A 12,067-nucleotide genomic window follows, 5' to 3' on the forward strand; every position below is an offset into this window, starting at 1 on the left:
CCGCGCCGCTGCGGTGAGGGTGAGACGCGGTGAGGATGCGGCGGGGCGCCGCCCGCTGGCGCAGATCCGCGGTATCGTGATCGCTGATGGATGAAGAGATCCTCGAGCAGCTGCGTGAGCGCTACACGTCAGGGAACCTGATCGTCTTCGCAGGCGCCGGCGTCTCGGCGGCCGCGGGCATGCCCACCTGGAAGCAGCTCGCCGAGAAGCTGCGCGACCGCGCGCGGCGGCGGAGCGCGGACCCGGCGGTCATCGACGAGATCCAGCAGTACATCTCCTCGAACCAGCTCATCAACGCGCTCTCCGCCGCGAGGCTGGCGCTCGGGCCGCAGGACTTCAACTGGACGGTCGACAAGGAGCTCGACGACACCGGCCGCGACGTGCCGGAGCTGGCGCGGGCGATCGCCGCGCTCAAGCCGAAGCTCAAGGCCGTGCTGACCACGAACATCGACCGCTTCCTGGAGCGCGCGTTCCAGGGCGAGTGGCGCATGGTCGATCGGCCGGCGGGCGACATCGCCATGGACAGGTGCTTCATCCTGAAGCTGCACGGCACGCTGCGGGCGTGGGACACCTGGGTGTTCTCGCGCGACCAGTACGACCGGGCGATCTTCGGCTCGCCCCTGCTTCAGGACGCGTTCGGCGCCCTCTACCGCACGCACTCCATCCTGTTCGTGGGCTTCGGCCTCGCCGACGACAACATCGACCAGACGCTCGCCCGCGTGCGCGCGCTCTCTGGCGGGCAGCCGCCCATGCACTTCGCGCTGCTCCCGAAGGGGGTGCCGCCGTTCCGCCGCCGGCTGCTCGAGGAGTCGGGCGTCCGGCTCATCGTCTACGAGAACCAGGCGGGCGATCATGCGGAGGTCGCGCAGGTCCTCCTCGGCCTGGAGCCGGGCGCGGCGGCGCCGCCGCCCGCCGCTGCGCCGCCGCCCGCCGCTGCGCCGCCGCCCGCCGCTGCGCCGCCGCCCGCCGGTGCGCGGGCCCAGCAGCAGTCGTCGCCCACGTTGCCGTCGTCGCTCGTGAAGGCGATCGCGGCGCCGCCGACGTCGACACCGAGCGCAACGGCGGCGCCGCGGCCGGCGCGCGTCTTCTTCTCCTACGCCTCGGCCGATGGGGATCTCCTCGCGCGCCTCGAGGCGCACATGACCCCGCTCAGGCGGGAGGGGCTGATCGCGCCGTGGCACAGCGGGAAGATCGACGCGGGCGAGGACACGGAGCGCGCGATCGGCGAGCAGCTCGAGGCGGCCGACCTCGTCCTCCTCCTGGTGAGCGCGAGCTACCTCGCGTCCGAGCAAGGCGATGCGCAGGTGGCGCGCGCGATGGAAAGGCGCGCCGCGGGGCAGACCGTGGTCGTGCCGATCCTGCTCCGGCCCTGCGACTGGGAGACGACGCGCTTCGCCGAGCTCCAGGCGGTGCCGCGGGACAAGAAGCCCGTGACCAAGTGGTCCGATGCGGACGAGGCGCTCCTCCAGGTGGCGCGGGAGATCCGCGCCGTCGTGACGAAGCTGCGCCCGTCGCTGAGGTGAATCTGCGCGCCCGCGGCCGAGCGGCGGCCCTGGCGCGCTCGGCGGCTCTGTGGCGCGCGGGCGTGCGCGAGCGGCGGCTCCGCCGGCGCCGGGCGTATTCCGTACTCTTCCGCCTCATCGGCTCATGAAGGATCGCCGCTCCGCGTGATCGGCGCCGGGCAGCCCGGCGTGCCCGAGGGCTCTCTGGATTTTCTCGCGCTCTTCCGGGCCTCTGGCCTTGTCGCGCTGCGCGCGCCGCAGCGGGCGCGGATGCACATCGGGACGCGCATGCGGCTTGCTATGCCCGCTGGGCGCACAGCGCCAACGAGCGGAGAGGTGGCCATCGTGAGCCCATTGCACAGAGAACGGATGGTGACGGCGCGCGAGAGCAGCCAGCCCGAGGCGCGGTTCGCCGAAGAAGACATCCCGCCCGAGTCGGGCCGCCAGCCGGCCGTCTACACGGCGCGCGGCGGACCCACAGGAGAGCCCTGGCCGGAGCGCGCGCCCGTGCTCACGCCGGAAGAGGCGCGCGAGCTGTCCGAGCGCTGGAGCGCGATCCAGGCGGGCTTCATCGAGGCGCCACGCCTCTCGGTCGAGCAGGCCGACGCGCTCGTGAACGAGGCGATCCAGCGGGTCGCGCAGAGCTTCCGGGAGGAGCGCGCCGCGCTGCAGCGCCTCGTCGACGGCGAGCCTGGGCGAGCGGAGGCGTCGACAGAGGAGCTCCGGCTCGCCCTGCGCAGGTACAGAACGCTGCTCGGGCGCCTGCTCGCGTTCTAGTTCCGCCCGCCAGGAGTCCGGGTCGGGAGTCCGGCCAGGCTGGCCCTCGCGAGGGACGACCGGGGCGAGCGCTCCGCTTGCGCGGCGCCCTGTAGCGGGGGCTCTTCGCTTCTGGCATGGTCGCCGCCATGCTCGTCCGCAGCGCTCTCCCCTGGGTTCAACGCGGCTCGCGGCGCGACGCGCGCCGCCCGACCGGCCCCGCGCTCGGGCGCCGCGCGCCGGCGCTGCTCGGCGCCGCCCTCGCCCTCTCGCTCGGGTGCTCCGGCGCGGCGCCGGCCCCCGTCGCGCGCGCGCCGCGGGTCGTGAAGACGCCGCCCGCGCAGCCGAAGGCGCCGGAAGGGCCGCCGCTCCTGCCGGCCCGGGTGATCGCGGAGCTCGACGACGAGGACACGACGTCCTACTTCGCCCGGCGCGGCGACGAGGCGCTGCTGCTCTACGCCGCGGGCGGGCGCTGGAGGACGCGCGCCCTCGGCGCGGACGGCGCGCCGCGCGGGGATGCCGTCGACGCGGGGCCGGTCGCCGCCGACGTGCCCGTCGCCGCGCTGCGCGCCACGCCGCAGGGCTACCTCGCCGCCTGGATCGAGCAGATCGACGGGAGCCGCGCGGTGCGCGTGCTCGCGCTCGACCCCGCCGGCAAGCCGAGCGCCCCGGCGAGCCTCGTCGCGCAGACGGCCGAGGAGATCTCGTGGCTCGACGTGCTCCCGAACGCGCAGGGCGCGCTCGTGCTGTGGGAGATGCCGCGCGAGGCCCAGGGCGATGCGGCCCGCGCCGATGTCGCCCACTCCGATGTCGACCGCGTCGATGTGGTCATGACGGTCGTGGCGCAGGGCAAGGGCGCCGCGATCAAGCCGACGGCGCCCGCGTCGGTCGCGCGCGAGGTGCTCGGGTGGCACGCGGTCGCCACCGAGCGGGGCGCGGCGGTGGCCCTCGTGCTCCCGCCGGCCGCGCCGCGCGGCCGGGGCGAGGGCAAGCCCGCGCGCAAGGCGGCGGCGGAGGACGCCGCAGAGGACGCGAAGCTCGGACCCGTCGCGCTCGTGGAGATCGATGCGGCCGGGAAGGTGTCGCCGCCGGTGGTCGTCAGCCCCGAGCCGACCGCGCAGATCGATGTCGAGATCGCCTTCGTCGGTGGGCGTTACCTGCTCACCTGGACCGACGAGCGGGACATCGACAGCGCCGTCTACCTCGCGGCGGTCGAGCCGGGCGGCAAGGTGGCGGTGGCGCCGCGGCAGGCGACGCCGCCGTCCGGCGAGCAGGCGCTGGTGTCGCTCGTCGCTCCCTCCCAGAGCGGAGGCGGACGGGCGCTGCTCGCGTGGGAGGACCTGCTGCGCGCCCGCGGCGGCGACGTCGGGGGCGCAGGGGCGCGCGGGCCGGGGCGCCTCATCCACCTCGCGTCGGTCGGCCCGGACGGGACGCTCGGCGCGGAGCGGGCGGCGCTCGTCTTCAGCGCGAGCGGGCCGCCCGACCTCGCGGCCGACGGCGACGGCTTCGCCGCGGTGACGCTCGCGCCCGCCACGCTCAAGATGGCGCGCGACGGGGCGGTCGCGCCGCCGGTCTGGCCGATGTTCGTGCGCTTCGGCCCGGATCTCTCGGTGCGGGCGGCAGAGCCGGTGCGCGCCGCGCCGTTCGCGGCGACGGACGGCGTGCCGTACCTCGTGCGCGGGCTGACGTGCCACGCGGGCGCGTGCGCGACGCTGGCGAGCGCCGCGCCCGGCCCGCAGCCTGGCGGCGCGGCGGGCGCGCGGGCGGCGCTCGCGCTGGTATCGCTCCCGGCGCGCGAGAGCGCGTGGCGCGCGCCCGCGTTCCGGGAGGACAAGGACCCGCCGCCGCGCGCGACCGCGGTGCGCGCCCTCGCCGAGGGCGACCCCATCGCCAAGGTCGCGGCGGTCGAGCTCGACGGCGGCGCGGCGCTCTCGGCGTGGGTCACGTACTTCGTCGAGGGCGCGTCGGACGCCGCGCCCCGCGGGCAGGATGTCTCCGCGACGCTCGCGGTGCGCGCCGCGTCTCCGGGCGGCCTCGGCAAGCTGAACGTCCTCTCGCAGAAGGCGTCGTCGCTCGGCGGCGTCGCGATCGCGGCGGCGCCGCCGCTCCCGGCCGACGCGAAGGGCAAGGGCGCGGCGCAGGGCGAGAGCGTGATCGCGTGGGTCGCGCGTGAGCGGGGCGAGACGCAGGTCTACCTGACCAAGGTCGACGCGACGGGCGCGAAGGTCGCGCAGAAGAAGCTCACCACGGCGCCGCGGAAGAAGCAGGGCGGCGCCGCGAGCGAGGCGTCCGACGTGGCGATCGCCTACGACGGCGCGGGGGGCTTCATCGTCGCGTGGATCGACACGCGCGACGGCAACGCCGAGGTGTATGCGGCGCGGGTGGACCGCGCGCTGAACCGGACGGCGCCGGACCGGCGCATCACGAACGCGCCGCTCGACGCGGCCGAGGTGCAGATCGCGGTGCGCGGCCAGGAGGCGTGGCTCGTGTGGTCGGACGCGCGCCCGGCCGGCGGAGCGGCCCCGGGCGGCGCCCCGGCGGGAGGCGGCGCGGCCGTGGGCGGCAGCGCGGCTGGCCAGGGCGGCGTGGCTGCGAGCGGCAGGGCCGGCGCGGCTGCGGGCGGCAGCGCGGCTGCGGGCGGCGGCGCGGCTGCGGGCGGCGGCGCGGCTGCGGGCGGCGCGGCTGGCCAGGGCGACGAGCCCGGCGGCGACATCTTCCTCGCGCGGCTCGACACGAAGACGCTGCAGCGGATCGGCGACGAGTCGCGCCTCCATGCGTCCTCGGAGCACTCGCGCAGCCCGGTGCTCGCGCCGCTCGAAGGCGGGCTCTTCGTCGGCTGGATCGACGAGCCGGCCGACGAGTCCGGCGGGGGCGCGGCGGCCGGCGGGCGCGCGCGGTTCGTGCGGATCGACGGCAGCGGAGCGGTGCAGGGCCCGCCCGTCGTGGTGAGCGGCCCGGACGGCGCGGCGGTGTCGTCGCTCGCGCTCGCGTGCGACAAGGTCTGCCGCGGCGTGCTCGCGTCGGCCCCGGGAGACTCGGTGGAGCTGAACGCTTTCACGCTGGCGCCCGGCGACGTGTCGGCGCCCTCGCTCAAGCCGCTGGCGTGGCTGACCGGCGGCGCGTCGCAGGACGTGTCGCCGGCGTTCGCGGGGCGGTCCGGCGCCTCGCTGTTCTTTGCGGACGACGCGGTGAGCGGCTCGGGGCGCGTCCGGTGGATGACGATCGCATGGCCGTGAGCGGAGCAGATCGCGCTCGTCGGCGCCGCGCCGCGCCGCTGCGTGCGGGCGGGCTCCTCCTCGGGGCGCTGGCCTCCGCGCTCGGCTGCCCTGGGCCGCCGGAGGTGCCGGTCCCGCCGCCGCGCAAGCCGGCCGGCGCGGCGGCGTTGCCGGCCTGCAAGGAGAGCGGCTGCTCTCAGGCCGGGGCGCTGCTCGCGGCCGCGCGGGCGTTCAGCGACGTGCGGCACGACTACCTCCTCGACACGTCGAGCGCGATGGTGCCGGGCCGCGGGCTGTCGCGGAGCGCGGCGGGCGCGTTCTCGCCGGTCGGCCTTGCTTGCGCCCGTCCCAAGGCGGAGCCGGCAGCGCCCGCGGTGGCGGGAGCGCCCGCGGCGACGGCAGCGCCCGCGGCGCAGACGGTGGCCGCGATCACGGCGGCGCCCGCGGCCGCGTCGGCGCCGGGGGCACCCGCGCCCGCGCCGGGCGAGCGCGCAATCGACTTCCGCTACGTGGGCATCGCCGTCGACTCGGTCCTCGTCGGCGCTGACGTCGATCTGCCGGCGTACTTCAGCGCCGGAGGGACGCTCGACCGGCGCCGGCTGCGGCTGGTCGCGATGGCGCTTGTCGCGGACGAGGATCCGCAGTTCTTCGAGCCGACCGAGAGCGTGGTGCCGGCGGCGGGCGGCGGCTGCGCCTGCGGTCGCGCGACGCACTTCATCGGGGCCGTGAAGCGCGGCGCGATGGTCGCCTACGAGACGGACGTGACGGCCGGCGAGGCGCACGGCACGGCGCTCGGCCTGTTCAAGGCCCGGATCGAGGCGGGGGACCGCCGGGTGACGATGACCTCGGTCGGGGAGCTGGCCATCGAGGGCGTCGAGGGCGCGCCGGTCGCGGGCGCGAAGGGAGGCGGGCAGGCGTTCGGCGCGCTGCGGATGGAGGTCAAGAAGGCGGTGCCGCTCGCGTACGCGATCTATCCGGTGGCGGACGTGTGCCGCTTCTCGCTCGCCGAGCCGGAGATCGCGCCGCTGCCGGTCGACCTGGGCGTGGTGCCGTACGGCGCCGCGGGGACGGCGCAGGCGCTCATCACGAACAGGGCGCAGGTCGATGTCCGGGTGACCCACGGCGAGCGCACGGTCGAGGTGCCCGCGCATGGGAGCGCGGAGCTCACGTTCTCGTGGACGCCGGAGGGCGCGACGGCCGGCTGCGAGCGGCAGACGCGGCGGGACACGTTCGTCGTGCAGCCGAAGGACGCGTCCGCCCCGGTGGTGCCGCGCGAGCGGGCCGTCGTGGTGCCGCTCCAGGTCACGACGGGGATGCCGACCTTCTCGAAGCATGAGCCGATCGCGACCGAGACGGGGCGATCGCCGGACTACGCGCGGGCGAGCGCGGACTGGACGTGCCCGGCCGGCTACGTGGTCGAGCAGTGCGAGCCGCAGCTGGCGAGCTGCCTGTCCTCGACGGGGAGCTGCAACGCCGAGGGATACCGGCTGACGGCCGAGGCGACCGCGGACGGGCGGGGGTGCGCGTTCCGGTGCACGGGGCCGAGCTCGTCGCTGTGGGGCGACCACGGGTGCTCCTACACGGCGGCCATGGTGTGCCGGCTGGGGTGCAACTAGCTGGTTCCGCGTCGGCCAAGTTCCTCCGTGGCCGCGCTCGCTGGGAGGTGATGCCGCAAGGTTCCGCGTACCGAGGCGGCCCGCCCCCCTTGTAGAATGGTCCTGGTAACCTGTTGATCATCTTACCATGTCTGTCCCATCCTTCGGTCCACCCATGGGCGCTGCGGCGTCGGTGGCGCGCGCCCTCTCCTCGGCCGCGCTGACGGCTCTCGCGCTGCTCGCGTCGGGCTGCCTCCTCCTCTCGCAGCCCGATCACGAGACGCCTCCGCAGACGGCGCCGTACCTGATCGCGTCTGCGGCATCTCCCAGCCAGCTGCAGGTCGTCTACATTCATAAGGAAGACGTCTTCCTGGACTTCGGCGCTGCCGTGCTCTCCGAGGACAACAGTGTGGATGTCGAGATCGCGCTCTACCTCGATTACGGCACGCGCAATTCAGCCGGGCGGCCCTACTGGGACCGAGAATACCCGTTCGAGGCCATCGAGGCGGGCACGATGGCTGAAGGGCAGCGCCCCTTCGTGAGGCGCTGGTTCTTGGGCTCGTCCTCCGTGACGGCGGGCTGCCACACGCTCACCATGGTGGCGTCGCATGCGTTCGACGTCGACGTGTGCCCAGCAGATCCAAAGGATATGAGCTCCTTGACTTGGCAGCTCATCAAATGCGACCCGGACGACCCGAGCTGCCCGACGTCGTGCCCCGAGCTGGCTTGCGCGGCGTCCAAGTGCCCGTCATGCGCTGACTTCAACCCTGGCGGCGAGGCGCAGTGACTGGCCGGACAGGGGATCGAGCGATCACTCCATCCGCACCTTCGCCACGTTCAGCGTGCCGTTGGTTTCGTTGCACACGATATCCGAGCCGAACTGCCCGTCGGCGTTGCCGACGCGAACGTCCTTGATCGTGGCGCCGGTGCACCAGCCGTCGAGGTCGCCGCGCCACTCGGCGGTCAAGAACTGGCCGGTGGCGTCCGAGAGATCGATCTCGGTCGTTCCCGACACGCCCAGCGGGAGACGAGTGCGACTCATCTTTTTGTGGAGGCACGTCCAGCGGGAGACGGGTGCGACTCATCTTTTTGTGGAGGCACGTCCAGCGGGAGACGGGTGCGACTCATCTTTTTGTGGAGGCACGTCCAGCGGGAGACGGGTGCGACCCGTTTTTTTGTTGGAGAGGGGCCAGCGGGAGACGGGTGCGACCGGTGTTTTGTTGGAGGGGTGCCCAGCGGGAGATGGGGGCGTCCCGTCGTTTGCTCGAGGGGCAGGCCTTCGCCCCGAAGGCGATCGCGCCCGTCCCGAAGAACGCGCGCAGGACCGCCAGATCCGGCGGGCGAGCATGGGTGAACCACACCCGCGCGGGCGCGAGGTCAGCCGCACCGGCGCGGACGTGATGAAGGGCGTGCGCGAGCGCGAGCTCGTGGACGTAGCGGCCGACGCCGCGCGGGCGGCGCGGTGTGCGGAGCAGCCAGCGCGCCTCGTGCGCGTCCTCCTCGACGGTGGCCGCGAGCGCCCGGCCTTCGGTGGCGAGCGTTCGCTGCGCCATCTGGGCCTTCGACGACCCGAGGGAGCTGCTCGGGGCGATGGCCGACGCGCCCGACTTCTATTTCGATCGCATGATCCAGATCGACATGGACCGCTGGTCGGCAGGGCGCGTGGTGCTCCTCGGCGACGCCGGCTACTGCCCCTCGCCGGCCTCGGGGCAGGGCACGAGCCTGGCGCTGGTCGGCGCCTACGTGCTCGCCGGCGAGCTGGCCGCGAGCGGCGGCGATCACGGCGTCGCTTTCGCCCGCTACGAGGCGCGCAGATGCGCGGCTACGTGGAGCGGAACCAGAAGCTCGGCCGCAGCGCCGCCAAGCACATGACGCAGGGCCACCGGGCCTTGATCTGGCTGCAGATCCTGCTCATGCGCGCGCTGCCCCACGTGCCGTGGCGGCAGAGCATCATCCGGCAGATGCTGCGGCCGGTCCGCGACGCGGCCCAGGCCATCTCCCTGCCGGAGTACGCGGGCTGACGGGAGCGCTCCCCCGGTGCTGCGTGACGGGATGGTCGGGCGCGGCCTTCACGACTACAAACCCGCGCATGGCCAAGCGCGTGCACCGCCGAGAGGCAATCCAGCTCCGCGATGGGTCCCTGCGCCTCGTCGCGGTGGCCGACACCCACAGCCACCCGCACGCCGACAGCGCCCGGCGGATCGCCGCGCTCACGCCCGATCACATCGTGCATGCCGGCGACATCGGCGCGCTCACGGTCCTCGATGGGCTCCGGAGCATCGCGCCGCTCTCCGCGGTGCGCGGCAACATCGATGTCCATGCGCCTGACATCCCCGACTCCATCGCGCTCGACATCCGCGACGGGGACGAGACGGTGCTCACAGCCCTGCTCCTCCACATCGCCCTCTACGGCGGCAAGCTCCGAGCCGAAGTGATCCGCTTGGCAGCCGAGGTGGGCGCGTCGCTGGTCCTGTGCGGGCACTCCCATGTTCCCTTCATGGGTCGCGATCGTGGCCTGACGGCGTTCAACCCGGGATCCATCGGGCCGCGCCGATTCATGCTGCCGATCGTCTTCGGCGTGGTCGAGATCGATCGCAAGCGCGTGGCGCTCCGGCACGTGGACTGCGAGACGGGGGAGACCTGGATGCCGCCGGCCGTGGGCAGGGGGTGAGCGGAAATTCCGTGCTGTCCGAGCTCTGCAATCCTCGGAGCGAGGAGAGGGAACCGCCCGCGCCGCGACGCCATGTCGCACAACCGAAGCGGCGGCGCTCGCACCTAACCGCTCCAATGGCGACACGAGCACCTCGACAGCCGACTTCGGTCCTCCTCGGCCTCTGCACCCTCGCGGTGATCCTGGGATCCAGCCACGCGTACAGCGGCGGCGCAGCGGGGCAGGACGCGGGGGCTTCCGTTCAGACCGGGGCTGGGCGCGCCCGCGCGCCGGCGTCTCCGCCGAGCTGCGCGGGCGGCACGCCCGGCGCCGACGACCGCTGCGGCCTCGGCCATGACGACGACTGCTGCGCCAGCCCGCTCGTGCCCGGCGGGACGTTCAACCGGCTCAACGACCCGCGGTATCCGGCGAGCGTGAGCAGCTTCCACCTCGACAAGTACATGGTCACCGTCGGGCGGTTTCGCCGCTACCTGGAAGAGACCGGCGGCCCGACGCAGGCGAGCCCGCCGCCGGCCGGCGCAGGAGCGCACCCGAAGATCCCGGACAGCGGGTGGGATCCGGCCTGGAACACGATGCTCCCGGCGACCACGGCCGCGATGAAGCGGGCGCTCGTCTGCGATCCTTACGGCTGGCCGACGTGGACCGACGCTCCGGCCGCGAACGAGGACAAACCCATCGTGTGCGCGACATGGCTCGAGCTGTTCGCGTTCTGCGCGTGGGACGGCGGGCGCCTGCCGACCCAGGCCGAGATGAACTACGCGGCCGCAGGCGGCGACGAGCAACGGCTGTATCCGTGGGGCTCTTCTCCCATCACCTCCGAAGACGCAGCCTACTGCTGCCAGGGCGAAGGCTCGACGTCGCTGCCCTGCGAGGACGCGTTTCCCCCGTGGAGCCTCATCCACTGCACCACGGACGATCTCGCGCCCGTCGGCTCCTTTCCCAGGGGAGCGGGGCGCTGGGGCCAGCTCGATCTCGCCGGCGAGGCCTACAAGGTCACGCGCGACGCCGCCGACGACGACCGCCCGCTCGTGCCGTGCGCCGATTGCTCCCGCCTGGACAACCACGCTGCCCTGCGCGTCACGCACGGCGGGAGCTTCGTCGCCGCCGGATACCGGCAGACGACGACCTACCGGGCACCCTACGAGACCAACGGACGCCACTACTATGTATCGGCGATGTGCGCGCGCGACCTGCCAGGGCCGTGAGCCCTCAAGCGCTCTCGCGAAACACCTTGATGAGCGCGGCTGGCGACTCCGCCCCGTGGCCCGCGGCGACTCCCTTCCTGAAGAGCGCCGCGGCGAACGCCGGGAGCTCGGCGTTGATCCTCGCTTCCCGCGCGTGCCGCTGGATGAGCTCGACGGCCTGCGCGCAGATCTCCAGCGTGGCCTCCGAGGCCTCGTACGCTCCGGACTGGATGGAGTCCGCGTCGTGCTTGACCATCCCACCGATGGCCGGAGCGACGACGGCGGCCATGGCCCCGAAGTCGGCCACGCGGATCCCTTCGGCCTCGCAGATGCGGGCGCCGTGGTAGAAGCCGAGGAGCCCCGCGAACAGGTGCGACAGGAACGCCAGGTCCATGGCCGCCGCCCAGCCGACCTTCTCCCCGAGGTAGCTCACGGTCCCGGCCGTGCTCTCGAGCAGCGGCTTGCTCTTCTCGTACGCCGAGCCCGAGCCCGAGACGAGGATGCTGCTCTCCGGCTTCCCCATCTGGCTCGGGGTGGCCAGGATGGCGCCGTCGAGGTAGTCGATGCCGCGCTGCTGCGCCCACGCTTCGAGGGTACGCGCGTCCTCGGGGCTGCCCGTGCTGAGCTGGACGAGCGCCTTGCCGGCGAGGGAGGAGATCACGTCGCGCCCCTCCAGCACGCCGTACGTCGCGCGGTAGTCGGTGATGCAGGTGATCACGATCCCGCTCGCCTGCGCCGCTGCGGCCGCGCTCGGGGCCAGCACCGCTCCCTCCGCGACGAGCGGCGCGGCCTTCGCGATCGAGCGGTTCCAGACGGTGACGCGAGAGCCGCTGCGGAGCAATTCCCGAGCGAGCGCGGTGCCCATGAGACCCAGACCGATGACAGTGACTTCACGCATGTGAGCTCCTTCGTTTGCGGCCCGTCTGCCGATGACGGGCGCGCCTTCGTGGCCGCCAAGGTGGGGGCCTGCGACCCGGGCCGTCGCGCACGATCGGACGCCCGGCGAGCACGTTCGGACGGCGGCGAGCGCGGAGCCGCCCTGTGGCGCGCCGCTCGGCGCCGGTGGATACTGGCCGGGATGCAGGTCATCGGACCGACCCGAGCTCCCATCCGACTGGAGCCGTCCGTGGGCGCGCCGCGCCCG

12 protein-coding genes are annotated in these 12,067 nt (G+C 74.0%); 9 read left to right on the forward strand and 3 right to left on the reverse strand.

The genetic code is table 11. The features are described from left to right. Nucleotides 1-86: 86 nt before the first annotated feature. The 5 genes from POL72_RS17185 to POL72_RS17205 all read left to right on the forward strand — a co-directional run bounded on the left by POL72_RS17185 (nucleotide 87) and on the right by POL72_RS17205 (nucleotide 7,855). The gene (locus POL72_RS17185) at nucleotides 87-1,523 is read left to right on the forward strand and encodes an SIR2 family protein (RefSeq protein ID WP_272096463.1); all 1,437 of its coding nucleotides are present in this window, start codon (nucleotides 87-89) and stop codon (nucleotides 1,521-1,523) included. Nucleotides 1,524-1,847: 324 nt separating this feature from the next. Continuing rightward, nucleotides 1,848-2,279 carry a hypothetical protein gene (locus POL72_RS17190; RefSeq protein ID WP_272096464.1) on the forward strand — a complete coding sequence of 144 codons (432 nt, stop codon included), beginning with the start codon at nucleotides 1,848-1,850 and terminating at the stop codon, nucleotides 2,277-2,279. A gap of 116 nt (nucleotides 2,280-2,395) precedes the next feature. Beyond that, on the forward strand, nucleotides 2,396-5,494 hold the full coding sequence (locus tag POL72_RS17195; RefSeq protein WP_272096465.1) for a hypothetical protein: 3,099 nt from the start codon (nucleotides 2,396-2,398) through the stop codon (nucleotides 5,492-5,494). Further along, on the forward strand, nucleotides 5,491-7,089 hold the full coding sequence (locus tag POL72_RS17200; RefSeq protein WP_272096466.1) for a hypothetical protein: 1,599 nt from the start codon (nucleotides 5,491-5,493) through the stop codon (nucleotides 7,087-7,089). The genes POL72_RS17195 and POL72_RS17200 overlap by 4 nt, the downstream gene beginning before the upstream one ends. 127 nt (nucleotides 7,090-7,216) lie before the next feature. Continuing rightward, a complete protein-coding gene (locus POL72_RS17205; protein WP_272096468.1) occupies nucleotides 7,217-7,855 on the forward strand; it encodes a hypothetical protein in 639 nt (212 codons plus the stop codon). A 24-nt stretch (nucleotides 7,856-7,879) separates the two neighbouring features. Here the strand turns inward: POL72_RS17205 and POL72_RS17210 are convergent, their stop codons facing one another. After that, nucleotides 7,880-8,110: a hypothetical protein gene (locus POL72_RS17210; RefSeq protein ID WP_272096469.1), complete on the reverse strand. Its 231-nt coding sequence runs from the start codon at nucleotides 8,108-8,110 to the stop codon at nucleotides 7,880-7,882. Between the two features lie 82 nt (nucleotides 8,111-8,192). After that, nucleotides 8,193-8,621, reverse strand: a complete 429-nt coding sequence (locus POL72_RS51735; protein ID WP_373372209.1) for an AraC family transcriptional regulator ligand-binding domain-containing protein — start codon at nucleotides 8,619-8,621, stop codon at nucleotides 8,193-8,195. Here POL72_RS51735 and POL72_RS17215 point away from each other — a divergent pair. From POL72_RS17215 to POL72_RS17230, 4 genes are all read left to right on the forward strand, one after another. Then, nucleotides 8,599-8,940 carry an FAD-dependent monooxygenase gene (locus POL72_RS17215; protein WP_272096471.1) on the forward strand — a complete coding sequence of 114 codons (342 nt, stop codon included), beginning with the start codon at nucleotides 8,599-8,601 and terminating at the stop codon, nucleotides 8,938-8,940. The two genes, POL72_RS51735 and POL72_RS17215, sit on opposite strands and share 23 nt — an antisense overlap. Next, entirely contained in the window at nucleotides 8,883-9,089 is a 207-nt protein-coding gene (locus POL72_RS17220; RefSeq protein WP_272096472.1) for a hypothetical protein, read from the forward strand. The genes POL72_RS17215 and POL72_RS17220 overlap by 58 nt, the downstream gene beginning before the upstream one ends. A 68-nt stretch (nucleotides 9,090-9,157) precedes the next feature. After that, nucleotides 9,158-9,739, forward strand: a complete 582-nt coding sequence (locus POL72_RS17225) for a metallophosphoesterase family protein (protein ID WP_272096473.1) — start codon at nucleotides 9,158-9,160, stop codon at nucleotides 9,737-9,739. Between the two features lie 116 nt (nucleotides 9,740-9,855). Beyond that, nucleotides 9,856-10,944 (forward strand): formylglycine-generating enzyme family protein, encoded by a 1,089-nt coding sequence (locus POL72_RS17230; RefSeq protein WP_272096475.1) that lies wholly within the window; start codon nucleotides 9,856-9,858, stop codon nucleotides 10,942-10,944. A gap of 4 nt (nucleotides 10,945-10,948) precedes the next feature. Here the strand turns inward: POL72_RS17230 and POL72_RS17235 are convergent, their stop codons facing one another. Continuing rightward, nucleotides 10,949-11,821 (reverse strand): NAD(P)-dependent oxidoreductase, encoded by an 873-nt coding sequence (locus POL72_RS17235; protein WP_272096476.1) that lies wholly within the window; start codon nucleotides 11,819-11,821, stop codon nucleotides 10,949-10,951. Nucleotides 11,822-12,067 lie beyond the last annotated feature (246 nt).

Origin of the sequence: Sorangium aterium (assembly GCF_028368935.1) — a bacterium.
GTDB lineage: Bacteria > Myxococcota_A > Polyangia > Polyangiales > Polyangiaceae > Sorangium > Sorangium atrum.